Source organism: Pantoea sp. ICBG 985 (assembly GCF_002928365.1).
GTDB classification, from domain to species: Bacteria; Pseudomonadota; Gammaproteobacteria; order Enterobacterales; family Enterobacteriaceae; genus Pantoea; species Pantoea dispersa.
Map to the genome: position 1 here is coordinate 340,162 of NZ_POWM01000002.1, position 25,186 is coordinate 365,347.

Consider the following 25,186-nt stretch of genomic DNA (forward strand, 5'->3'; position numbering starts at 1 on the left):
GGCGGGGCTGGCATCAATACTTATGGCTGGTAGTCTTTTTCCTAAAATAGTGCAGGGAAGACGGGGCCTACTTGTAAACAAGCCAGTAATAACTAGTATAGCAACGTGTTAGTAAATGTCTGCGCCAATGTTGTTAATAGCGCGCTGTTTAGCTTCTTAATGTTGTGAATTGTGATCGTGCACGGGTTAAGGCGGGTATTTCCCGGCGTGGCGACAAAGCGCGGACAAAAAATAGGGTGTTGTAAGCGGTATTGGCAGCGACAGCCAAGGGCGGTAGCGTGCCTGACGTGGTTTTCACAGGTTAAGAATTGTCTGGCCTTGCGGCAAAAGGAAGTCAGACTAATCTGTTGGTATTTATCACAATTTTCTTGCTTAACTGGAAAGAGAATTGGCCTAAATGCCGGGGAGTTCGCCGCAGTTTGTCTCGCTGGTTTAGTTAGTGCATCGCTCATTAATTACTCAGGCTTAGGCGTTAGGGATTAAGGGAAATAAAATAAAAGAGTCAAATATGCGCGATAATGAATTTACATATAAAAGTCTTCTGACAAAAATTTTACTGGCGTGCTCGGATTTAATTTGTTTCAACGCGGCATTGTTTATTGCACTCGCGCTGATTAATTCGTTCGCCGATTCTCCACTGGCAGATATTTCTGAAAAAGACCTCAACTTAAAAATCGCCACCCATGTCTGTCTGTCCTTAATTTGTACAGGCTGGTTCTGGGTTCGCCTGCGTCATTATACCTATCGCAAACCCTTCTGGTTTGAGCTGAAAGAGATCTTTCGTACCATTCTCATTTTCTCTGTCATCGATTTGTCAATTTCAGCATTATCACAATGGCAGATGTCCCGTTTTGTCTGGGTATTAACGTGGATTTTAGCGCTGGTGCTGATTCCGCTGGCGCGTGCTATTTCCAAACGCGTGCTGAATCATTTCGGTATGTGGAAAAAGCAAACCATTATTATTGGTAGCAACCGTAACGCGCAGGAAGCCTGGCAGGCGCTGCAGAGCGAAGAGGTGATGGGCTTTGACGTGATCGCCTTCTTCGACGTCGATGGCAGCTGCCCGCAGGCTAGCATCTCCGGTGTACCGGTGCTGCATAACGAGCAGGAGCTGTGGCAACTGACCAACAGCGAAACCCAGTTTATCGTTGCGGTTGAGTTCGAGCAGAGTCAGCACCGCGACCGCTGGCTGAAAATGCTGGCGATGCATAACTGTCGCTCGGTCTCGGTTATCCCGACGTTGCGCGGCGTACCGCTGTACGGCACCGATATGGCTTACATCTTCAGCCATGAAGTGATGATTCTGCGTGTGAATAACAACCTGGCGAAACGCACCTCGCGTGTCCTGAAGCGGGCATTCGATATCGTCGGCGCGCTCAGCATCATCATCGCGCTGTCACCTGCGCTGCTGGTACTCGGCTTCATGGTTGGCCGTGATGGCGGACCACCGATTTACGGTCACGAACGTGTGGGTCTCAATGGCCGCAAGTTCAAGTGCCTGAAGTTCCGCTCGATGGTAATTAACTCGAAAGAGGTGCTGGAAGAGGTGCTGCGCACCGACCCGGTAGCCCGTGCCGAGTGGGACAAAGATTTCAAACTGAAAAACGATCCACGTATTACCAAAGTCGGTCATTTCATCCGTAAAACCAGCCTGGATGAGCTGCCGCAGCTGTGGAACGTCGTGCGCGGTGACATGAGCCTTGTTGGCCCGCGCCCGGTGATTGAAGATGAACTCTGCCGTTATGCCGGTGATGTTGATTATTACCTGATGGCAAAGCCAGGCATGACGGGATTGTGGCAGGTCAGCGGTCGTAACGACGTTGACTATGAGACGCGCGTCTATTTCGATTCGTGGTATGTCAAAAACTGGTCGCTGTGGAATGACATCGCGATTCTGTTTAAGACGGTCGGCGTGGTACTCAAACGCGACGGCGCTTATTGATAGACAGCAAGGGCAGGGGACGAAATAACGTTCCCGCCTGATAACTGCCGGTGCTGGGAGTGTCTGTAACTGATAACTGCCATTATCGAGCCCGAACAGAGCGGGTTATTAAGCCGCTTAACGATAACCCACTTTAATTGAAGTCGTCTGCAACCAGGATGACAACATAAACCAGGGAGCTAATGATAATGAACCTCAGTTTCAGTGTTTAATTCCTTGCCTTTATTTTTGTTAGACGCTTACACAGCGGCGTTTTCGCCTCTATCAATCATTAACTGATAGCGAAGAACCAGATGATAATGAAAACTAAATTGATACCGTTACTGGTATCCGCGACTTTCCTCTCCGGGTGCACCATCGAACCAGGTTCGCACCTTTCCACTAGCGGAAAAGATGTCATTGAGCAACAGGATAGCAATTTTGACATCGACAAATACGTTAACGTCTTCCCTCTGACGCCGCGTCTGGTTGAACAGATGCGTCCGAAGCCGCTGGTTGCTCAGGCTAACCCGCTGCTGCAGAACGAGATTCAGAGCTATCAATACCGCGTTGGCATCGGCGACGTACTGAACGTCACCGTATGGGATCACCCTGAGCTGACCACGCCGGCCGGTCAGTACCGTAGCGCCAGCGACACCGGTAACTGGGTGCAGGCAGACGGTACCATTTTCTATCCGTACATCGGTAAAGTGCGCGTTGCAGGCCGCACCGTGACGGAAATCCGCAGTGAAATCGCGCGTCGTCTGGCGCAGTTCATTGAAAGTCCGCAGGTGGATGTCAACGTGGCCGCGTTCCGTTCGCAGAAAGCCTACGTGACCGGTTCGGTCACCACGTCCGGCCAGCAGCCGATCACCAACGTGCCGCTGACCGTGCTGGATGCGGTGAACGCCGCGGGTGGCCTTGCTGCCGACGCCGACTGGCGCAACGTGGTGCTGACGCACAACGGCCGCGAGCAGCGCATTTCGCTGCAGGCGCTGATGCAAAACGGCGACCTGAGCCAGAACCATCTGCTCTATCCGGGCGATATCCTTTACGTACCGCGTAACGACGATCTGAAGATCTTCGTGATGGGCGAAGTGAAACAGCAGACCACGCTGAAGATGGACCGCAGCGGCATGACGCTGGCTGAAGCGCTGGGTAACGCACAGGGCATGGATCAAACCACCTCTGACGCCACCGGCGTATTCGTCATTCGTCCGATTCGCGGTGCTAACCGCACCAAGATCGCCAACATCTATCAGCTGAACACCAAAGATGCGGCGTCGATGGTGATGGGCACCGAATTCCAACTGGAGCCGTACGACATTGTCTACGTCACCGCAACACCAATCACCCGCTGGAACCGCGTGATTTCCGGACTGCTGCCGACCATCGTGGGTATCGACGATGCAAGCTCCGCAGCGCTGCGTTTCCGCAACTGGTCGGACTAAGGTTTTACCATGATTAAGTCAGTGTTAGTCGTCTGCGTCGGCAACATTTGCCGCTCCCCCACCGGGGAGCGTCTGTTTAAACGCGCACTTCCGCATACCCGTATCGCCTCTGCCGGTCTTGGCGCCCTGAAGGGCCATCCGGCGGATAAGACGGCCAGCGCCGTCGCCGCTGAACATGGCGTCTCGCTGGACGGTCATGAGGCTCAGCAGTTAACGGCCAGCATGTGCCGTGACTTTGACCTGATTCTGGTAATGGAGAAGCGCCACGTTGAGCAGGTGAATCGCATCGATCCGGCCGCGCGGGGGAAGACCATGCTGCTGGGCCACTGGCTTAACCAACAGGAAATTGCGGATCCGTACAAAAAAAGCCGTGAGGCCTTTGAAGAGGTTTACGGGTTACTGGAAAACGCTACCCAGAAATGGGTTAACGTACTAAGCCGATAGTTGGGAATATCCATGAATATCAAAAACAAGGTTATGACTGCGCCAAAAGAAGATTCGAATGGATGGGATCTGGCGCATCTTGTGGGACAGCTGATCGATCATCGCTGGATCATCGTGGCGGTCACCGCTTTCTTTATGCTGATGGCAACGCTCTACACACTGTTTGCTACGCCAATCTATAGCGCGGACGCTATGGTGCAGGTGGAGCAGAAAAACACCGCCTCGGTGCTGAACGAATTACAGGATGTGATTCCGACCACGCCAGCATCAGACACCGAGATTCAGATCATCGAATCCCGCATGGTGATTGGTAAAACCGTTAACGACCTCGGTCTGGACACGGTCATTCAGCAAAACTACTTCCCGGTAATCGGTAAAGGTCTGTCGCGCCTGATGGGCAACAAGCCGGCGCAGATTGCCATTTCACGCCTGGAAATTCCGCGCAGCATTGACAAACGTACCGTTGAGCTGGAAGTCACCGGTCCGCAGACCTATACCGTGAGCAAAGACGGCGACGAGCTGTTCAAAGGCCGCGTCGGTCAGCTGGAGCAGCACGGCGACGTCACCATGCTGGTTAGCGGCATTCAGGCTGACGAAGGCACCAGCTTCAGCGTCACCAAGCTGAGCGACCTGCAGGCGATTAAAACCGTACTGGGCGCGCTGACCGTCGCCGATAAAGGCAAAACCACCGGCGTGCTGGGCCTGGAGTTCCAGGATGAAGATCAGGAGCAGGCGAGCCGCGTGCTGAACCAGATCGTCAACAACTATCTGCTGCAGAACGTTGAGCGTAAGTCTGAGCAGGCGGAAAAGAGCCTCGAATTCCTGCGCACCCAGCTGCCTAACGTGCGTGCCAAGCTGGACGATGCGGAAGACAAGCTGAACACCTTCCGTCGTCAGAACGAGTCGGTCGACATGTCGCTGGAAGCCAAATCGGCGCTCGACTCTTCCGTTAGCGTCCAGAGCCAGCTGAACGAGCTGACCTTCCGTGAAGCCGAAGTTTCCCAGCTGTTCACCAAAGACCACCCGACCTACCGCGCACTGCTGGAAAAACGCAAAACGCTGGAAGCGGAACAGGCGCAGCTGAACAAGAAAATCTCGGCCATGCCGCAGACCCAGCAGGAGATTCTGCGTCTGACGCGTGATGTGCAGGCCGGTCAGGAAATCTACATGCAGCTGCTGAACCGTCAGCAGGAACTGGGCATCAGCAAGGCCAGCACCGTGGGTGATGTGCGCATCATCGACCGTGCTGAAACCAGCACCAGCCCGGTAGCACCGAAGAAGCTGCTGATTATTGTCGCGGGCCTGATTGTGGGTCTGATGCTGTCGGTTGGTCTGGTGCTGCTGAAAGCACTGTTCCACCACGGTATCGACAACCCGGAGCAGCTGGAAGAGCTGGGCATGAACGTCTATGCCAGCGTACCGCTCTCCGAGTGGCAGCGTAAGAAAGACACCGAAGCGCTGGCGCGACGCGGCAGCAAAGAGAAGTCGGATCCGCACAACACGCTGCTGGCGCTGGGCAATCCGACGGACCTCTCCATCGAAGCGATTCGTAGCCTGCGTACCAGCCTGCACTTCGCCATGATGGAAGCGAAAAACAACATCCTGATGATCACCGGTGCCAGCCCGGGTATTGGTAAAACCTTTATCTGTGCCAACCTGGCGACGCTGGTATCCAAAGCAGGTCAGCGCGTGCTGTTCATCGATGGTGATATGCGTCGCGGCTATACCCACGAGCTGCTGGGTGCGGATAACAAGACTGGCCTGTCTAACGTACTGTCAGGCAAGAGCGAGTTCTCGCCGGCGATGATTCAGAAGGGCGTGTACGGTTTTGACTTCCTGCCGCGCGGTCAGGTGCCACCGAACCCGTCTGAGCTGCTGATGCATCGTCGCATGCAGGAGCTGCTGGACTGGGCGAGCAAGAACTATGACCTGGTGCTGATCGATACGCCGCCGATTCTGGCTGTGACCGACGCTTCCATCATCGGTAAGCTGGCCGGTACTTCGCTGATGGTGGCGCGTTTCGAAACCAACACCACCAAAGAGCTGGATGTCAGCTACAAGCGCTTCGCCCAGAACGGTATCGAGATTAAAGGCGTCATCCTCAACGCCGTGGTCCGTAAAGCGTCGAATGCCTATGGTTATGGCTACGACTATTACAACTACGAATACGGCAAAGAGAGCAAAAGCTAAGCACTATCGGGGGCGGATTTTCCGCCCCTTTTTATGGCTAAAAAGCGTTAGCGAGGTGCGCATAAATGCGCACCCTACGTGGACGGTGCAGGAGAGTTGACCTCTTTACCCGTGCGCATAAATGCACTGACGGTCAGAACCGTACCCGACGCTGTAGGGTCGCCATTCATGGCGACCGGCAAACCGCTCTGTCGGATATAACGCCATTGATGGCGACCCCAAATCGCTTTCTCGAACATAACGCCATGCATGGCGACTAAATTTTTCGGTGCGTTTTGCACCACCCAACATACACACAGCACAATCTTAGGTATTTCCGTGACGGTACGAAAAGTCTTATTGAAAAAGAATACTAACGGCATGATTTTTCAGAACAAAGCCGATTCCTTTCTACAGGCCGCTCGCGTTACCGTTGAATCTGGAACAGCTGTTTAAGAGGTGCTGGCAATGCAGGACATCCGCTTCTCAATTGTAATTCCCGCTTATAACGCGTCGAAATCGATTGTCACGACGCTGGATTGCGTCAAAGCGCAAACCTATCGCAACTTTGAAGTCATCATCGTGGATGACAAATCCGCCGATGCCGCGGAACTGGCGCAGGTGGTGCGCGGCGAGCGCTATCAGGATCTGGACATCAAACTGGAGCTGTCTGAGGTCAAACTCAACGGCGCCGGCGCGCGGAACAAAGGTATTGAACTGGCGCAGGGCGACTTCATCAGCTTCCTCGACGCCGACGACGAGTGGCACGCGGACAAGCTGCTGGAAGTGTGCGATACCATCCGCAAGCTGGAAGCGCAGGGTAAATCGCGCTATGTCATCTTCAGCCAGGTCAATATTCATCAGGACGGCAGCTTCCTCAAAGTGATGCCGATGCAGCCGCCGGGTAAGAACGAGACCGTGGCGGAGTACCTGTTTGGCTGTTACGGCTTTATCCAGACCAGTACCATCGTGCTGAAACGCGAAGATGCCGCCAGAATCCAGTTTGATGCGCGCTATATTCGCCATCAGGATTATGACTTCTGCATCCGCGCCGACCGCATGGGCTATGAATTTGTGATGATCGCCAAACCGCTGGCGACCTACCATCTGGTGACCAAATTTGGTTCCAAACACAAAGGCGAGTCGGTGAAGTACTCCTTCTTCTGGCTCGACACCATGAAGCCGCACCTGACGGCGCGCGATATCCATACCTACAAAGCGTTCAAGCTGCCGCTGCGCTACAAAATGGATGGCAATTCGCTGCTGGCCAGCGTCAGTTTTGCGCGCTACTTCTTCCTCACCAACCGTGATAACCGCGCCTACTTCATCAATCGCCTGGTCGATAAGCTGAAGTCGCGCTTCACGGGGCGAAGAGCGGTTTCCTGATCGATTTATGACTTTCACTTGCTCCCGCAGCGGGAGCATTTTTTCGGTTCCTGACACTCCGGGTATACAAATGACAAATCATGTTGGCACCATCGGTATCGTGATGCCGATGTACAACGCGCGCAACACCGTGCTGCGTGCGGTTGAGTCGATCGTGAATCAGACCTACAGCGACTGGCATCTCTACCTGGTCAATGATAAATCCACCGATGATTCACTCGCTTTTGTACGCGAGCACTGCCAGGACGCGCGCATCACTATCCTCAGCAACGAGGTCAACCTCGGCGCGGCGGAAACGCGCAACGTGGGCTTGCGCGCGGCCAAAGAGGAGATCATTGCGTTTCTCGACAGCGATGACGAATGGCACGCGGAGAAACTGGCCGAGCAGGCCGCGGCGCTGGCCGCCGGTGACGACTTTGTGATCACCCATTATCACTACAAAACCAAAACCGCCGATCACGACATCAATTACAACAAACCTTATCTGCAGCAGGAAAACTTCGTGAAGAAGCAGTATCGCGTCTGCTTCTCCTCGGTGTGTTTCCGTCGTCCGCCACAGGGCATCTTCTTCCAGCGTAAAGGCCATGAAGACTTCCTGTTCCTCTATGAGCTGTTCCTCCGCTACAAACAAGCCCGGGTGATCCAGAAGACGCTGGTCAACTACTACGAGCTGGGCGATTCGCTGTCGCGTAACAAAAATAAAGCGGCGAAATGGCACCTCGAATTATTAAGAATTATCTATAAAAACAATCCTTTAAAAATCTATTACTATTACGGCTGGTATATGGTGAATGGGGTTCTTTTCACCCTTAAGCATCGCTAATAACCGTCTTACTTTGAGCTGCAGCGGCGTTGGCTGCGCGTGCCCACCACAGTCACTTACCTGAGTAAGCTCCTGCGGATGGTCCCGCTTGCCGCCTTGCTGCAACTCAAACTACTCGGTTATTGAAATCGCCATTTGTTTGAGGTGGAAAGCATTTTCATGAAAAAGATTGTTTTGGTTATTAAGGATGCCTACTCCTACGCAGGCACGGAGAATATCTGCAACTTCATGTCGGAGTGCCTCGGTGAAGAGCATGCCGTCACCATTTACTCGCTGGAAGGGCACGGCAAAACCTTTTACCCGTTTGAGCGGGTGAAAGAGATTGTCAGCTTCGAAGGCCACAGCAACCCGATTAAAAGTGCCGTGGCGCGCATCCACCAGGAGGGCTTCGACAGCGTATTCCTGATCAGTATGGGGCGCCTGAGCGTGATGTTTGCCTTCTGGAACCTGATGGCAATGAAGAAAAAAACCTTCAAAGCCTACGCCTGCGAGCACATCGCCATCAACTCGTTCAGCAAGCCGATCAAACTGCTGAAGTGGCTGCTGCTGCGCTACTACGACCAGGTGATCGTGCTGACTGACAAAGACCATCAGGTCTTCACCCGCTGGCATATCCCCAGCCAGCAAATTCCTAATCCGGTGGTGTACAAATCATGGCAGCGCGAGACGCGTAGTCGTCAGGCGCTGGCGGTGGGCCGCCTCGATAACCAGAAGGGCTTTGACCTGCTGCTGGATATCTGGGCCGACTTCAGCAAAAAACACCCGGAGTGGAAGCTGGTGATCGCCGGTGACGGCGAACTGCGCCAGCAACTGCACGATCAGGCCGCGGCGCTGGGCATCACCGGCAGCGTTAACTTTGTCGGCAAAGTCAGCAATATCAATGATTACTACCGCGACAGCGACATAGCGCTGATGACCTCACGTTATGAAGGACTGCCGCTGGTACTGCTGGAAGCCAAATCCTGGTCGCTGCCGGTGGTGGCCTATGACTGTCCGACCGGACCGCAGGAGATCATCAATCACGGCGAAGATGGCTTCCTGGTGCCAATGAACGACAAAGCCACTTTCCTGGCGCGCATGGAGCAGCTGGCCAGCGACGATCGCCTGTTCTTTGCCATGAGCGAAAAAACCAAAGAGACGGCGCTGAAGTTTGACGGTAATCAGATCAAACAGAGCTGGCTGGCGCTGGTGTAACCACTTTTATCGTGCCTCGGGGATACCTTTTCGGCCGCCATGCGGCCCCATGACCACGGGATTGTTAGCATGAAAAGAAGAGAAGTCTTGCAAACTGCAGCCTCCTCCATTGTTGCCGCGCTGTCGGTGAGCGCGTTTTCCAGTTACGCCGCCAAAAGTGGTCAGCCGGCGCTGAAAGCGGTTGATGCCTCCAGCGTCCCGCCGGGCGATGTGCCGATTCTGACGCCGGAAAACGTCTATACCATGCCACCGCAGTTCTGGCAGAACTTTGAGGGCAAACTGTGGATTGGCGCAGCAGGCAAAGATGCCAGCCAGGCCGGCAACCAGATTCCGGTGTATCTGCGCGACGCCAGCGGTAAGGTTTCCCAGGTGAGCCAGCCAATTGCGCTCAATAAAGGCAACTTTGCCCAGTTCATTCACGATAATGCCGCGTTAATCGCCAATCCTGCGCACTCGATGGTGGTGGAAGATAACCAGGGTAATACGCTGTTTTCCATCAGCGATGTGTCGCGCCCGAACGCCAGCAACTTCAGCCAGCGCCTGGCGCAGCCGAATGGCTATCAGCTGATCGGCGAAATCCCGTCGGTGGAAGAGCTGCGTAAAACCCGACCGCTGTTTGCCGGGGCGAAAATCAAGCTGAAAAGCTGGCACGAAGGGCTGGAAGTGGGCGGCGGCGAGTTCGTCGGCGTGTATGGCGAAGGCGAAGATGATGGCGGCGTGATTTTCAGCGGTAACGGGTTCTACTGGCGCCGCGTGGTGGAAGATTTCAACCGTCTGACGCTGTTTGACTTCGGCGCCATCGCCGACGGCAAAACCGATACGGCACCGGCGATCAAAGCCATGTATCAGTGGTCGCTCAAGGCTAACCAGCAGATCTGCGTTCAGTTTCCGGCAGGCACCTTCTTCGTGACCGGCTGTGACTTTGGCGATCAGCAGCAGCGCTTCTTCCGCATTTCCGGCGCGATGGTTAACTTCGGCTATTTCCCGGCGACTACGCTGGTATCTGACGGTCGTTCCGAATTCCTGTTCCAGGTGAATGCGCGCTGGACCGAAATCTCCAACCTGATCTTCAACGGTCAGAACGACAAGCGGCCAAACAAACAGGGGCTGTTCCGCAACACCTGTCCGGGCGGTCAGTTCTTCCGCGGTGCCTGCCTGCGCTTCAACCGCGTCGGCGGCACCTCAATCAGCCTGCTGGATACGCTGGACTGCAAAATCGACCAGTGGTACGCCGACACCTGTACCGGTGACGTGATCAAAGCCAGCTGGTCCGGACAGAAGCAGGGTGCATGGGACCACAGTACGGCGATTGAACTGTCGAACTTCAACGCCCAGCGCTGTACCGGTGGCATGGTGCTCAACCTGCCGCGCTGCAGCCAGTCGATCATTCATAACGGCTGGATTGAGCACAGCGAGCACCCCGGCGACATCTCGAACGGCCAGTGGATTATTGATGCGCTGAGCCTGGAAGATTGCAAAAACCCGCTGAACGCGCGCAATTCCCGCCTCAATATGCGCCAGACCAATCTGCAGTCTGGCAGCTGGATCGATAACTCGCTGGAAGGTGAGCGCTGGCTGAATATCTGGGAGATGGGCTCAACGCGGGTGGAGTCTTACGGCGTGGCCATCGACGGCAGCCTGAAATACAACTACATCACGTCGCGTTTCCGTCTGACCAACAACACCAATCAGGCCACCTGGTTCGAGTTGGGGAATTTTTACTCGCCAACCGTGGGTGACAGCTGGGAGATCGAGCTGTTTGGTCAGTCGCAGTTCAGCAACGGCAGCGACAAGCAGCCGCTGCTCGACGTGATGGGCGGTAAACAGACCGGCGGTCGCGCGGTGATTCATCTGCAGCGCAAAACCAGCAAGGCGGAAGCCAGCTGGTCCGCGGAAGGCAGTTCGCCGGTGCTGGAGGTGCGCGTCGATGCGCGCAGCGATACCGATAGCAAAGTGTTCGTCAAACTGGCGGGCTGGACGCCGACGGCGGTGGTGCTGATTAAGAGCACCGCCAAAGACCGGTTCCTCACCGGCCGCTGTGCGCGCGTTGACGCCACCATGGCGCAGGGCAGTCCGACCAGCGGCAGCCAGCCGGCCCCGCAGCGGTTTAGCCTGCACAACGGTAAAGCCGGCATCGGCGGCAATGAGCAGGGCGATTTGCTGCTGGCGTCGCGCGCGCTAAAGCCCGAACAGGTGGATACGCGCCAGCCGAAGGGGTTTGTTTCAGTGGTGATCAACGGCGAGCAGGTGGCGCTGCCGTATTTTGCGCTGAAGTCGTGAGGATTTAACGCAGGTAACGGTGCAATTTATCACGGAGGCCACAACGGCATCGAGCCAGGACGGGCAAAGCGCAATAAATTGCGCCGCTACGGTTTGTGCAGAGGTGATTTCTGCACTGACCCTTTGCACAGTCTGTAGCGGCGCGATTTATCGCGCATGTAACACCTGTCGCAGGTATCAATTACGTCACAACAGGCAGTCGTTAATTTCGGGCCGCTGGCCCATTAGCAGTTTTTTCTTACAGAGTTCACTTAGCCAGTATGGAACTGGCGGCTTGTAAAAAATTACAAAAATTTATCTGGAGTTTTTATGAAGATTTTATTGGTGGGTAACCATACCTGTGGAAATCGTGGGGATGGCGCGATTTTACGTGGACTGATTGATTCATTACAGGCCGCGCGTGGGGATCTGGATATCGATGTCATCAGCCGCTATCCAACCAGCTCCGGATATTTACTGCAGCAGCACATCCAGCAGGATTCGCTGTTTCTGCACAACAGTAAGGCGCCAAAAGGGCTGGTCAGCAGCCTGAAGCGCAAAGTCGCCAACCGTCTGATGCCGGACATCATGATGGCGCACCTCGGCAAAGGCGGCGTGTATAAATCCTTCTCGGTGCCGCCGCATCTGGCGGAATTCACCCGCAGCCTGGCGAAATATGACGCCATCATTCAGGTCGGCGGCTCGTTCTTCGTCGATCTGTACGGTGTTACCCAGTTTGATCACGCGCTATGCGCGCTGATGGCGAAGAAGCCGCTGCACATGATCGGTCACTCGGTGGGCCCGTTCGAAAACCCGCGCGTCAATGCGCTGGCAAACTTTGTTTTTGACCGCGTCGACAGCCTGGTGCTGCGCGAAGAGGTCAGCCTCGATCGCCTGAAGCAGGATGGCGTGACCACCAGCCGGGTGAAGAAGGGCGTGGACACCGCGTTCCTGGTGCAGGCGCGCGAGGTGGAAAATCCGAGCCACAACCTGCTGCACTGGCAGAACATCATTCAGTCGCGCAAAACCATCGCTATCACCGTGCGTGAGCTGGCACCGTTCGACAAACGTCTTGGCGTCACGCAGAAAGAGTACGAAGCCGCGTTTGGCCGGGTGATCAACGCCATGATCGCCGAAGGTTATCAGGTGGTGGCGTTCTCCACCTGTACCGGCATCGACAGCTATGCCAAAGATGACCGTATGGTGGCGCTGACGCTGCGCGACCACGTTGAGCAGCCGGAGCACTACCATGTGATCATGGACGAGTTCAACGACCTGGAACTCGGCATCCTGCTCAGCCACTGCCATCTCACCATCGGCACGCGCCTGCACTCAGCAATCATCTCCATGAATTTCGGCACGCCAGCCGTGGCCATCAACTACGAGCACAAATCGCTCGGCGTGATGAACCAGCTGGGTCTGCCGCAGATGGCCACCGACGTGCAGAGCCTGATGGACGGCTCGCTGATCGACAAAGTGCAGACGGTGCTGGCGGACTATGACAACGTGAAGCAAAAAGTGAACACCGCGGTGGCGCAGGAGCGTGAAATCGGCAACCGCATCACCGAAGAAATTCTCAACGTCCTGGGGTAAGTGATGAAGCTAACCTTTTTCACCATGCGTTTTCCGGTTGCCTCTGAGACGTTTGTCCTCAATCAGGTGACGCATTTCATCGATGCCGGCTATGACGTCGAGATCATCTCGGTGTTTCCGGGCGACATGATCAACCGTCATGCCGCGTTCGATGAGTACAATCTGGCGGCGAAAACCCACTATCTGCTGCCGGAAGAGAAGGTATCAAACCTCGACAAACTGACCCAGCGCATCGGGCTGATGCTGCCGAAAATCGCCAAACCGGCGCTGCTGAAGTCGCTTAACGTTGGCCGCTACGGTGCGCAGGCGAAAAAGCTGCTGCTGCCAGCCATTGTCGCAAACGCCCGGCAGACCTTTACCGCCGATGTGTTCCTGGTGCACTTCGGCTATGCCGGTGCGCTGGCAAATAAACTGCGCGAGCTGGGGGTACTGAAGGGCAAGCAGGCGACGGTGTTCCACGGCGCTGATATCTCGCGTCGCCACATTCTTGAAGAGCACAAACTGGATTACATCAACCTGTTCAGACAGAGCGAACTGATGCTGCCGATCAGCCATCTGTGGGAGAACAAGCTGATTGAGATGGGCTGTCCGCGCGAGAAAGTGCACGTCACGCGTATGGGTATCGAGCCGGAGAAGTTTAACTTCCAGCCGCGTGAAGCATTCCACAAACCGCTGCGCATCGTTTCGGTGGCGCGCCTGACCGAGAAAAAAGGGCTGGACGTGGCGGTCAAAGCCAGTGAAATCCTGCGCGATAACGGCGGTCAGTTCCAGTTCACCATCATTGGTAACGGCGAGCAGGACGGCATGATGCGCGAGCACATCGCGCGTGCTGGCCTGGAAGACATGGTGACCATGCCAGGCTTCAAGCCGCAGGAGGAGATTCGTCAGGCGCTGAGCGAGGCTGACATTTTCCTGCTGCCGTCGAAAACCGCCGCCGATGGCGATATGGAAGGCATTCCGGTGGCGCTGATGGAAGCGATGGCGGTTGGCCTGCCAGTGGTGTCCACCTACCACAGCGGTATCCCGGAGCTGATTCAGAATAACGTCAGCGGCTGGCTGGTATCGGAAAATGATGCCGACGAGCTGGCGGACACGCTGCTGCGCCTGTCGCGCGGCGACGTTGACGTTGCACCGGTGGTGGCCGCAGCGCGCCATAAAGTGGAAACCGAGTTCAATCAGCACATCGCTTACGGTGAGCTGGCGAAAATTCTGGAGCGCATGGTGTGAGTGGATTAAAAAAACAGGCGGTGTGGCTGTTTGGCAGCACCTGCTTTGCCGCGCTGCTGCAGGTGCTGCAGCTGGCGGTGCTGGCGCGCAAGCTTGAAGCGCACGAGCTGGGTTTGCTGGCGATCATCAACGCCATTCTGGCGGTGGCTACCGTGCTGCAGGACATGGGCATGAGCAGCTACATCGTGCATCGTCAGGAGATTACACGTCGTGAGCAGAGCACCATTTACTGGGTTAACGTCTCGCTGAGCTTCTGTACCGGTCTGATCATGCTGGCCATCGCCTGGCCGGTGGCGTGGTTCTACCATCTGCCGGAGCTGACAGCGCTGATTATGCTCACCAGCCTCAACTTCCTCGTGCTCGGTCACCTGTCGCAGTATCAGGCGCACTATGTGAAAACCAAACGCATGGTGACGCTGGCGAAGATTGAGATGGGCACCAAGCTGTTTGCCTTCCTGTGTACGGTGGCGATGCTCTATTTCACCTCCCTGACGGTAGCGGCAGCGATTCTCGGGCTGTTCATCAACGCCTTCACGCGCATTCTCTGCATGATCTACTTTGGCGAGAAGTCGTGGCGACCAACGTGGGAGTTCGACGGCAAAACCTTTGTCAGTGCGGTGCGTTACGGTATCTATCAGCTGGGTTCACAGACTATTAACCAGCTGCGTACTCAGGCCGATGCGCTGATCGTCGGTAAAGTGATGGGTGCCGAGATGCTGGGGGTTTACTCACTGGCGAAAGAGCTGATTCTGCAGCCGCTGAAACTGGTGTCGCCGGTGATTAACCGCCTGGCGCTGCCGCGCTTCGCCGAGAAGCAGCACGATCCCGAGCAGCTGAAAAAACTGTTCCTCAAGGGCACCTTCGTCATCATGCTGTTCAGCAGTGCGATGTACCTGGCGATTGGTATTCTCTCTCCGGTGATTGTGCGTGTGCTGTACGGCGCTTCGCACGAGCAGGTGTATCACCTGATCCCGCTGATGCTGCTGTTCGGTATGCTGCGCCCGATGGGCGGCCTGACCGGCGCGATCTCCCAGGCGAACGGACGCACCAACGTCGAGTTCTACTGGAATATCGTCGCCAGCCTGGTGGTGGTGGTGGTGCTGGCCACTACGTGGATCTGGCCGAACGTGATTTACGTGGCGCTGACGCTGTCGATTTCCCAGGTGCTGATCTCCGCCTTCGCGCATCCGTTCTTCATCAAACCGGTGATTGGCATCCGCTTTATGCCGTATGCGCGCCAGTGGGTGTCGGTGTCGGTGGTGTTTGTCGGCCTGATGCTGCTGGTGAATCATTTCAACCTGTTCGTGATGCCCGAGTGGTTTGAGGGCTGGCTGTAAGCGGTGATGACGGGAGTGGTCGTTGGCAACGGCGACCGCCCGGCATCATCAGATGTGATCGGTGACTGACGTGCAACCGCCGGTGCGCATCAATGCGCACCCTACAAAAACCTGCTGTGATCCCGTAGGGGCGCCATTCATGGCGACCTTTCAAAAATACGCTTCCATCTTCGCCCCAATGATGTTTCCGCAACGCCGGTCTGAACGCTCAACAATCACTGGCCTCACCGGTCATCGCTCATCACTCTGCCTTCCACTGTTTTTCAGCCATTTAGCCGCTTTTTTTTCCCGCCTCATTGCCGGGTGGCAGATGGACTTTTTGACGATTTTTTATGTGTTGACAGAGAGTTAGTGCCGGTTTTTCAGATAAAGATTATACTTGCTCAACCGGCCGATCCTGCATAATCGACCCCACTTATTCACTTCATGAAATGGAATAAATATGACCAAGCTTAAAGCAGTAATCCCGGTTGCGGGTCTCGGTATGCATATGCTCCCTGCGACTAAAGCCATTCCGAAAGAGATGCTGCCTATCGTCGATAAACCAATGATTCAGTACATTGTCGACGAGTGTGTGGCGGCGGGCATCAAGGAGATTGTGCTGGTCACCCATGCCTCCAAAAATGCAGTGGAAAACCACTTCGATACCACCTACGAGCTGGAAGCGCTGCTTGAAGCGCGCGTGAAACGCCAATTGCTGAGCGAAGTGCAGTCAATCTGCCCGCCGGGCGTGACTATCATGAACGTGCGTCAGGCGAACCCGCTGGGTCTTGGCCACTCGGTACTGTGTGCCCGTCCGATGATTGGCGACAACCCTTTTGTGGTGGTCCTGCCAGACGTGCTGCTGGATGACTCTACCGCTGACCACCTGCGTTACAACCTTGCCGCGATGGTGGCACGCTTTGAAGAGACCGGCCGCAGCCAGGTTCTGGCGAAACACATGCCGGGCGAAGACCTGTCTGAGTATGGCGTGCTGACCACCGAGCAGCCGCTGGATAACCCGGGCGATATCAGCACCATCACCAACTTCGTGGAAAAACCTGAGCATCCGTCCGAGCTGAACTCAGACCTGACCGCCGTGGGCCGTTACGTGCTTTCTGCGGATATCTGGGGTGAACTGGAGCGCACAGAGCCAGGCGCCTGGGGCCGTATCCAGCTGACCGATGCCATCGCCTCCCTGAGCCAGAAAAAACCGGTTGATGCCCAGCTGCTGACCGGCACCAGCTTCGACTGCGGCCGTAAACTCGGCTACATGCAGGCCTTCGTCTCTTACGGTCTGCGCAACAACACCCAGGGCCGCGATTTCCGCGAAGCAATCCAAAAAATTCTGGCAAAATAATCTCTTTCCCCGCCGCGCAGGTTGCGCGGTTTTAAAGGAGTACACATGGCTATTTTGGTAACGGGCGGAGCAGGGTACATCGGCTCCCATACGGTGCTGGCGCTGTTAGAGCGCGGCGACGACGTTGTAGTCCTGGATAACCTTTGCAATGCCTCGCGCGAAGCAATCAATCGCGTTGAGAAGCTGGCCGGTAAGAAAGCGGTCTTCGTTGAAGGCGACATCCGCGACCGCGCCTGCCTGCGCGATCTGTTTGCCAGCAATGACATCTCGGCCGTCATCCACTTCGCCGCGCTGAAAGCGGTGGGCGAATCCACGCGCATGCCGCTGGAATATTACGAGAACAATGTTGCCGGGACCGTGGTGCTGCTGGAAGAGATGCGCGCCGCTGGCGTGTGGAACTTTATCTTCAGCTCATCCGCCACCGTGTATGGCGCTGACGCACCGGTTCCGTACGTCGAAACGACGCCGATTGGTGGCACCACCAGTCCGTACGGCACCTCCAAGCTGATGATTGAGTTCGTGATGCGCGACTTCGCCAAAGCCGAGCCGAACTTCAAAGCCATCGCGCTGCGCTACTTCAACCCGGTCGGCGCGCACGAATCTGGTGAGATTGGCGAAGACCCAACCGGTATTCCGAACAACCTGCTGCCGTACATTGCGCAGGTGGCGATCGGGCGTCTGGACAAGCTGGGCGTGTTTGGCGATGACTACGACACACCAGACGGCACCTGCCAGCGCGACTACATTCACGTCGTTGACCTGGCGGAAGGGCACCTCAAAGCGCTGGACCACCTGCCGAAAGTTGAAGGCTATAAAGCTTACAACCTCGGCGGCGGCAAAGGCTTCTCAGTGCTGGAGATGATCAAGGCGTTTGAGCAGGCGTCCGGTAAACAGATTCCGTTCGAGTTCAAACCACGCCGCGACGGCGATCTGCCAGCGTTCTGGGCGGATGCCAGCCTGGCCAACAAAGAGCTCGACTGGCGCGTCACGCGCGGTATCGATGCGATGATGCGCGATACCTGGAACTGGCAGTCGAAGAACCCGAATGGGTTTAACTGATTGAACTCGCAAAGCGTAAAAACCCGGCCTGTGCCGGGTTTTTTTATGTACAAATTAATTATCTTGTTGTTTTTTTATCCAGGCTTTCCATTTCCGAATGCAGAATTATCCTAATCCGTGATGAAGCAATACCTGGCGTTGGTAACACATCGTATTGATTTAGTGAAAACCTGCCGCAGCCTTTCATTCTGCGAATCGCCAGCTATATTCTTTCCGACTCAGTAGCTTGCGGTTAACCGCAACGATGAAAAGAAATTAAGATTCGCCGCGCCGGCATCAGACAATAACCATGTTAATTCGGCAGCACAAAATGTATTATTTGCGATGGTCTCAGACAAAGCGGTTGATGCTGCAATATTGACCATAATTAGCCGAGACGGAAAGCACAGGATTGACTTGTTACACAGCATATTGGTTGCTGCAAGCCAAGGGCGGTAGCGTGGCTATTTTTTGTTTTGCTGAAAAATTGTCCCGCTGGAAATGATAGAGCAGTCTAAAAGACACATTAGAGGTTGTGGAATGTTACTTCCCGTAATCATGGCCGGAGGAACCGGCAGTCGTTTGTGGCCCCTTTCACGTGAATTGTATCCAAAACAGTTCATCAGCTTGCACGGACAGCACTCGATGCTGCAGGAGACTGTCAACCGCCTGACCGGTGTCGAAGCGCGAGCTCCGCTGGTCATCTGCAACGAAGAGCACCGTTTCCTCGTCGCTGAACAGCTTCGTCAGATCAACAAACTTTCCCATAACATCATCCTTGAACCGGTTGGTCGCAACACGGCGCCGGCGATTGCTCTGGCAGCGATTAACGCGATTGAGCAAGGCGATGATCCGGTACTGTTAGTGTTAGCCGCCGACCATGTCATTGAGAACCGCGCGGCATTCCACCAGGCCATCATCACCGCAACGAAATATGCCAAGCAGGGGCATCTGGTCACCTTCGGCATCGTGCCCACCGGACCTGAAACCGGGTACGGCTATATTCATCGCGGTGAGCAGCTGGCGGGTGATGAACATGCGCCGTTTAGCGTGCAGCGTTTTGTGGAAAAGCCTAACCTGAAAACGGCTCAGGATTATCTGGCTTCCGGTGAATATTACTGGAACAGCGGGATGTTTATGTTCCGCGCCAAACGTTATCTGCAGGAACTGGAAAAATTCCGTCCTGATATTCTGGATGCCTGCCGCCGTGCCATGGCGAATGTGGCAGAAGGTAACGACTTCATCAGCATTGATAAAGACGATTTCATTGCCTGCCCGGATGAGTCCGTTGATTATGCCGTGATGGAGCAAACGGACGCAGCCGTCGTGGTGCCGCTGGATGCAGGCTGGAGCGATGTCGGATCCTGGTCCGCGCTGTGGGAAGTGAATGAAAAAGATGCAGCCGGTAACTCGCTGAAAGGCGATACCTTCCTGCATAACACTAAAAATTGCTACATCAACAGCGAAGATCAGTTAGTGGCAGCTATCGGCGTGGAAAATCTGGTGATTGTTAACACCAAAGATGCCGTACTGGTGGCGCGCAAAGATCAGGTTCAGGACGTCAAACGCGTGGTGGAGTTCCTGAAGAGCGAATGCCGTACGGAATATCGTCGTCATCGTGAAACTTACTGGCCATGGGGACGCTGCGATCTGGTGGTCAATACCGGCCGTTTTAATGTAAATCGTATCACCGTTAAACCGGGTGAACGTTTCGAATTACAGATGCATTATCACCGAACTGAACACTGGGTGATCTTATCCGGCACTGCCAAAGTGACTATTCAGGATAAAACCTTATTGCTGACGGAAAACCAATCAACCTTTATTCCTATTGGCCATCAGCACACGTTAGAAAATCCAGGCAAGATTCCGTTAGAGCTGCTGGAAATTCAGTCAGGCTCCTATCTGGGTGATGACGATTTAATTCTGATTAAAGAACAATTTGCAAGTAAGTAAGGACAGACGAGATCATGGCAGCATTGACCTGTTTTAAAGCTTATGACATTCGCGGTGAGCTTGGCGCGGAATTAAATGAAGAAATTGCATATCGTATTGGTCGCGCTTATGGCGAATTTTTAAAGCCGGAAACGATTGTTGTGGGCGGCGATGTTCGGCTGACCAGCGAAAGCCTGAAAATGGCCCTGGCCAATGGTTTAATGGATGCGGGTACCAATGTACTTGATATCGGCTTAAGCGGCACGGAAGAGATTTATTTCGCCACCTTCCATTTAGGCATTGATGGTGGCATCGAAGTGACGGCAAGCCATAATCCGATGAACTATAACGGCATGAAGCTGGTGCGTGAAGGTTCCCGTCCGATCAGTGGCGATACAGGCTTACGTGATGTTCAGCGTCTGGCTGAAGCTAACGATTTTGCGCCGGTCGATGCAGCAAAGCGTGGCAGCTATAACCAGATCTCGGTATTGGATGCCTATGTCGATCACCTGATGGGCTACATTGATCTGTCAAATTTCACCAAACCCATGACGCTGGTCATCAACTCGGGTAATGGCGCTGCCGGTCACGTTATCGATGAGATCGAAAAGCGCTTCCAGCTGGCGAATGCACCGGTCACCTTCATTAAAGTTCATCATGAAGCGAATGGTCATTTCCCTAACGGTATTCCTAATCCCTTACTGCCAGAGTGCCGGAAAGATACCTCCGATGCGGTGAAAGCGAACAAAGCCGACATGGGCATCGCATTTGATGGCGACTTTGATCGCTGCTTCCTGTTTGACGAGAACGCAGAGTTCATCGAAGGTTATTACATTGTTGGCCTGCTGGCCGAAGCCTTCCTCAAAAAAGAGCCTGGCGCGAAGATCATTCACGATCCCCGTTTGACCTGGAACACCATCGACGTCGTCACTAAAGCGGGTGGCATACCTGTTATGTCTAAAACAGGTCATGCGTTTATTAAAGAGCGCATGCGTGAAGAAGATGCGGTGTACGGCGGCGAAATGAGCGCACACCATTACTTCCGTGATTTTGCCTATTGCGATAGCGGAATGATTCCATGGCTGTTGGTAGCAGAGTTGCTGGCGGTGAAAGGAATGACGCTGTCTGAACTGGTTGCGGAACGTATGAAAGCGTTTCCTTGCAGTGGTGAGATTAATTCTAAAATTAATCACGTTGCGCAAAAAATTGAAGAAATTAAGACCCGCTATCAGGAGCAGAGCCTTTGCCATGATGCTACTGATGGTATTAGCTTTGAATTCCCGGAATGGCGCTTTAACCTGCGCAGTTCAAATACTGAGCCTTTAGTTAGGTTAAACGTAGAAAGCCGCGGGGATGTCGATGGTATGAATGAAAAAACAGCCGACATTTTGAAAATTCTTCGTGCGGAGGGGTAAGTGTTTTCATTACTGTCCGCAATTTTGCACTATAAAGGCTTCATTATTGGGGCTGTGAAGCGAGATTTTCAGGCGCGTTACCGTACCAGTATGCTGGGTGCGGTATGGCTTGTGATGCAGCCACTTGCAATGATCACAGTTTATACCCTAATTTTTTCTGAAGTAATGAAGTCTAAACTTCCAGGTATCAACGGAGAATATTCCTACAGTATATATATATGTTCCGGATTATTGCTGTGGGGGCTTTTTCTGGAAATTTGCGGCAAAGGCACTTCCTTATTTATTGATAGCGCTAATTTAATTAAGAAGGTGAATTTTCCCCGAATTACTCTTCCTGTAATCCTGGTGCTCACAGCGTTAATTAATTTTGTTATTATTTTCATTTTATTTGCGGCATTTTTAATAATTATTGGCAGTTTGTCTCCTCTTCAGTTGCTAATGATGGTTCCTGTGGTCTTTACCACATTAACACTTGCTGCAGGTTTAGCTATGGTATTAGCGGTTCTGAATGTCTTCTTCAGAGATGTCGGTCAACTAATTACAATTGTGCTTCAGTTTTGGTTTTGGTTTACACCAATTGTTTATCCGGTTCAAATCATCCCGAATTGGGCTCGAGGGTTCATCGAGATGAACCCAATGGCTGTGACAGTTGATAGCATGCATAAAATATTTGTTAATAATCAAATGCCTGACTGGACCTCATTATTGTATGTTCTAATTTTAGGGATGGTTTTACTGATATTAGGTCTTTATTTATTCAGGCGCCATTCTGGTGATATGGTAGACGAATTATGAGTAAGGTCTTATCGCTAAATAATCTTGGTAAATCTTATAAACAATATCCTTCAAAGTTCTCAAGATTAATCGAATGGACTTTGCCATTTTTAGGGCTGAGGCACAGCAAAAAATGGGTAATCAGAAATATTTCATTTGATGTCACGCAAGGCGAAACGATTGGTATCGTTGGCGTTAACGGTGCGGGAAAAAGCACGCTTTTAAAAATGATTACTGGTACAACTAAGCCTACTGAAGGCGAAGTGACTCGTGCCGGTACCATTGCGGCGTTGCTCGAACTGGGTATGGGATTTCACCCTGACTTTACAGGAAGGCAAAATGTCTACATGTCCGGGCAATTGTTAGGGCTTGATACAGAAACCATAACGAATTTAATGCCTGAAATTCTCGCCTTCGCCGACATTGGTGAATATGTAGATATGCCCACCAGAGTTTATTCGAGTGGGATGCAGGTTCGGCTGGCATTCAGCGTAGCGACTGCAGTAAGACCAGATATATTGATTGTAGATGAGGCACTATCTGTTGGCGACGTTGCATTTCAGGCTAAATGCTTCCGACGAATCAATGACTTCAAAGAAAAGGGTACTACAATTCTTTTTGTTACCCATGCTCTCGACGATATCGTAAAACATTGCCATCGTGCGATCTTGTTAGATAAAGGTTCGATCGCCATGGCTGGGGAACCCCGAGCGGTTGTCAATGAGTTTCGTGACCGAATGTTTGGAAAATCCAAAAAGAGTGTTGATTCGGTATCAGGAAGGTTAAATAAGCCAGAGGATAACGAACTGTCGTGTGATGATATATTCCACACAAAACCTTTGTATCAGACGATAGAACACCGCTGGGGAACAAGAGCCGCAGAGATCACGGACTATATCATTAAGAGTGATGATCAAAACTATCCGGTGACGATTTTCGCAGGCCGTGAATTAGATATTAAATTTCGTTGCGTCTTTCATAACGATATTGAATCTCCGATCTTTGGCCTTTTACTTAAAACCCCTGATGGGGTTAATTTATATGGCGCCAGCTCTCGTGAATTAATGCATGATAACTTAGGCTTAGTGAAAGCTGGTGCGGTTGTCGACTTTACGTTTAAACTGAAAATGAATTTCAATACTGGGCCTGTATTATTATCTGTTGGATTGACGCACACTGACGAAGCCGGTAGCGACGAACCACTGGACCGCAGATATGACTCAATAATACTCAATGTAGATAATGAAAAGAAATTTATTGGTTTAGTGGATGCTGAAACCCAGTGTTATATTGAGGTAAATGAATGAGCTCGATTTCTGAATTAGTTAAAGCCCTTCCTGAATGTTATCAACCAATTTTTGGCCATCCAGACTTAGGCGTAAATTCATCGCGTAACTGTAATGACAGACTACAAAAAATTGAAGGTATATTTATATCTTTGAAAGAACAATTAGGTCGCCCGTTACGTTTGCTTGACCTTGGTTGTGCACAAGGATTCTTCAGTTTAAGCCTCGCAAAATATTGTGAAAAAGTTACTGGTATTGACTTTCTGGACAAGAATGTTTCGGTATGTCGGGCGCTGGCAGAAGAACAGGGTGCGAAACACATCGAATTTAAAGAAGATACAATCCAGAATGTCATCAACAATCTAAACCATGACGAATATGATATCGTCCTTGGATTCAGTGTTTTTCATCATATCTGTGATGCTGACGGATATTTGTTAACCAAAGAAAAAATTAACAAACTCGCAAACTATGCTCAGATAGTACTTCTTGAACTTGCTGTTAAAGAGGAAGGACTTTATTGGGGAAGGCATCTCCCGGATAATGCACTAGATATTGTTGAAGATATTGGCTTTTATGACATTCTTGGTGAGTACCCAACACATCTTTCAACTGTCTCGCGACCGCTAATTTTTTCGAGCAGTAAATATTGGTATGTAAAGGGCAGGCTGGAAAAGATTAACCACTGGACGAAAGAATCACATGAGTTTGCCCAGGGCGTTCATCAAAGCTCACGTCGTTATTATTTTTCTGATAACTTCTTTTTGAAGCGTTACTCATTTGAAGGTTCTCTTGCAGAGCATAATAAAAAAGATTACCAAAGCGAAATCACTTCACTGCAACAACTCGTTAAGTTAAAACTAGATCATCTTGATGTGCCACAACTGGTTGAATTTGATGAAAACACGCAGCGTGGAATAATTTTAACTTCAAAATTATCCGGTGAAAGACTGAGCAGTGTTTTACAGAATTCACAGATAGAGAGCGAAATAGATGCGGTTAAACAAGTTCTTGCTTCACTTGCTGAACTCGAAACGCATGGCCTCTTCCATAATGATGTGCGAATCTGGAATGTGATGCACAATAATGGCCAGTATAAGTTAATAGATTTCGGTGCGATAACCAAAAAGAATACAGATGTATTATGGCCTTATAATGTCTATCTTGGATTCATAATTTTTATTAACGAACTTAATGCACGTAATAATTATCAGTTAGTCCCAGCCAGAACGCCTATGTTTTCTCCTTACTGGGCGAAAACTCCGAAGCTTGCACAGTTTTTATCTAAAGTTTGGTCGATATCACATCAGACCTGGAGTTATCAACTCTTTCAGCAGGTTTTAGAAGACATCATAAACAGTGCTGAATTTGAGTTTAACGTTTCAATCCCACCAGAAAACTTAGCTCTTTGGATGTTTACCACTGAAACTTTATTTAATGAAACGCGCACTCGTGATAATTCCCTGGTGATGCATACTCAGGCCGAAATAGTTAAGAAACTGGAAGGCCTGGCTGTGATGAGTCAGCATGTGAGTAAAACAAATTAATAGTTAACTAAGCGGGATGCTGAAAGTTAATGGCTATGATCGCAGGAA

The 25,186-nt window shown here is 52.4% G+C and carries 18 protein-coding genes; all 18 read left to right on the forward strand.

What is annotated here, in order from left to right; genetic code table 11:
- Positions 1-508: 508 nt before the first annotated feature.
- A complete protein-coding gene (gene wbaP / locus C1Y42_RS07595; protein WP_058757291.1) occupies positions 509-1,942 on the forward strand; it encodes an undecaprenyl-phosphate galactose phosphotransferase WbaP in 1,434 nt (477 codons plus the stop codon).
- A 299-nt stretch (positions 1,943-2,241) separates the two neighbouring features.
- A complete protein-coding gene (locus C1Y42_RS07600; RefSeq protein WP_031280061.1) occupies positions 2,242-3,372 on the forward strand; it encodes a polysaccharide export protein in 1,131 nt (376 codons plus the stop codon).
- Positions 3,373-3,381: 9 nt separating this feature from the next.
- The gene (locus C1Y42_RS07605; protein ID WP_021509326.1) at positions 3,382-3,816 is read left to right on the forward strand and encodes a protein-tyrosine-phosphatase; all 435 of its coding nucleotides are present in this window, start codon (positions 3,382-3,384) and stop codon (positions 3,814-3,816) included.
- Positions 3,817-3,828: 12 nt separating this feature from the next.
- Complete coding sequence (gene wzc / locus C1Y42_RS07610) at positions 3,829-6,006, forward strand: tyrosine-protein kinase Wzc (protein ID WP_021509327.1); 2,178 nt, start codon at positions 3,829-3,831, stop codon at positions 6,004-6,006.
- Between the two features lie 447 nt (positions 6,007-6,453).
- Complete coding sequence (locus C1Y42_RS07620) at positions 6,454-7,371, forward strand: glycosyltransferase family 2 protein (RefSeq protein ID WP_058757292.1); 918 nt, start codon at positions 6,454-6,456, stop codon at positions 7,369-7,371.
- A 70-nt stretch (positions 7,372-7,441) separates the two neighbouring features.
- On the forward strand, positions 7,442-8,194 hold the full coding sequence (locus tag C1Y42_RS07625; protein WP_058769966.1) for a glycosyltransferase family 2 protein: 753 nt from the start codon (positions 7,442-7,444) through the stop codon (positions 8,192-8,194).
- 159 nt (positions 8,195-8,353) lie between these two features.
- On the forward strand, positions 8,354-9,388 hold the full coding sequence (locus tag C1Y42_RS07630; RefSeq protein ID WP_104093255.1) for a glycosyltransferase: 1,035 nt from the start codon (positions 8,354-8,356) through the stop codon (positions 9,386-9,388).
- 69 nt (positions 9,389-9,457) lie between these two features.
- Entirely contained in the window at positions 9,458-11,668 is a 2,211-nt protein-coding gene (locus C1Y42_RS07635) for a phage tailspike protein (protein WP_058757294.1), read from the forward strand.
- A 309-nt stretch (positions 11,669-11,977) separates the two neighbouring features.
- On the forward strand, positions 11,978-13,240 hold the full coding sequence (gene wcaK, locus C1Y42_RS07640; protein ID WP_058757295.1) for a colanic acid biosynthesis pyruvyl transferase WcaK: 1,263 nt from the start codon (positions 11,978-11,980) through the stop codon (positions 13,238-13,240).
- A 3-nt stretch (positions 13,241-13,243) separates the two neighbouring features.
- Positions 13,244-14,467 carry a glycosyltransferase gene (locus C1Y42_RS07645; protein ID WP_104093119.1) on the forward strand — a complete coding sequence of 408 codons (1,224 nt, stop codon included), beginning with the start codon at positions 13,244-13,246 and terminating at the stop codon, positions 14,465-14,467.
- Positions 14,464-15,804 carry an MOP flippase family protein gene (locus C1Y42_RS07650; RefSeq protein ID WP_104093120.1) on the forward strand — a complete coding sequence of 447 codons (1,341 nt, stop codon included), beginning with the start codon at positions 14,464-14,466 and terminating at the stop codon, positions 15,802-15,804. Before C1Y42_RS07645 ends, C1Y42_RS07650 begins: the two co-directional genes overlap by 4 nt.
- Positions 15,805-16,246: 442 nt before the next feature.
- On the forward strand, positions 16,247-17,143 hold the full coding sequence (gene galF / locus C1Y42_RS07655) for a UTP--glucose-1-phosphate uridylyltransferase GalF (RefSeq protein ID WP_021509335.1): 897 nt from the start codon (positions 16,247-16,249) through the stop codon (positions 17,141-17,143).
- A gap of 45 nt (positions 17,144-17,188) precedes the next feature.
- Positions 17,189-18,202 (forward strand): UDP-glucose 4-epimerase GalE, encoded by a 1,014-nt coding sequence (galE, locus tag C1Y42_RS07660; RefSeq protein ID WP_104093121.1) that lies wholly within the window; start codon positions 17,189-17,191, stop codon positions 18,200-18,202.
- Positions 18,203-18,721: 519 nt separating this feature from the next.
- Complete coding sequence (locus C1Y42_RS07665; RefSeq protein ID WP_104093122.1) at positions 18,722-20,137, forward strand: mannose-1-phosphate guanylyltransferase/mannose-6-phosphate isomerase; 1,416 nt, start codon at positions 18,722-18,724, stop codon at positions 20,135-20,137.
- 14 nt (positions 20,138-20,151) lie between these two features.
- Positions 20,152-21,531: a phosphomannomutase CpsG gene (cpsG, locus tag C1Y42_RS07670; protein ID WP_104093123.1), complete on the forward strand. Its 1,380-nt coding sequence runs from the start codon at positions 20,152-20,154 to the stop codon at positions 21,529-21,531.
- Complete coding sequence (locus tag C1Y42_RS07675; RefSeq protein ID WP_104093124.1) at positions 21,532-22,326, forward strand: ABC transporter permease; 795 nt, start codon at positions 21,532-21,534, stop codon at positions 22,324-22,326.
- Complete coding sequence (locus tag C1Y42_RS07680; RefSeq protein ID WP_104093125.1) at positions 22,323-23,612, forward strand: ABC transporter ATP-binding protein; 1,290 nt, start codon at positions 22,323-22,325, stop codon at positions 23,610-23,612. The genes C1Y42_RS07675 and C1Y42_RS07680 overlap by 4 nt, the downstream gene beginning before the upstream one ends.
- Entirely contained in the window at positions 23,609-25,138 is a 1,530-nt protein-coding gene (locus C1Y42_RS07685; protein ID WP_104093126.1) for a methyltransferase domain-containing protein, read from the forward strand. Before C1Y42_RS07680 ends, C1Y42_RS07685 begins: the two co-directional genes overlap by 4 nt.
- Positions 25,139-25,186 lie beyond the last annotated feature (48 nt).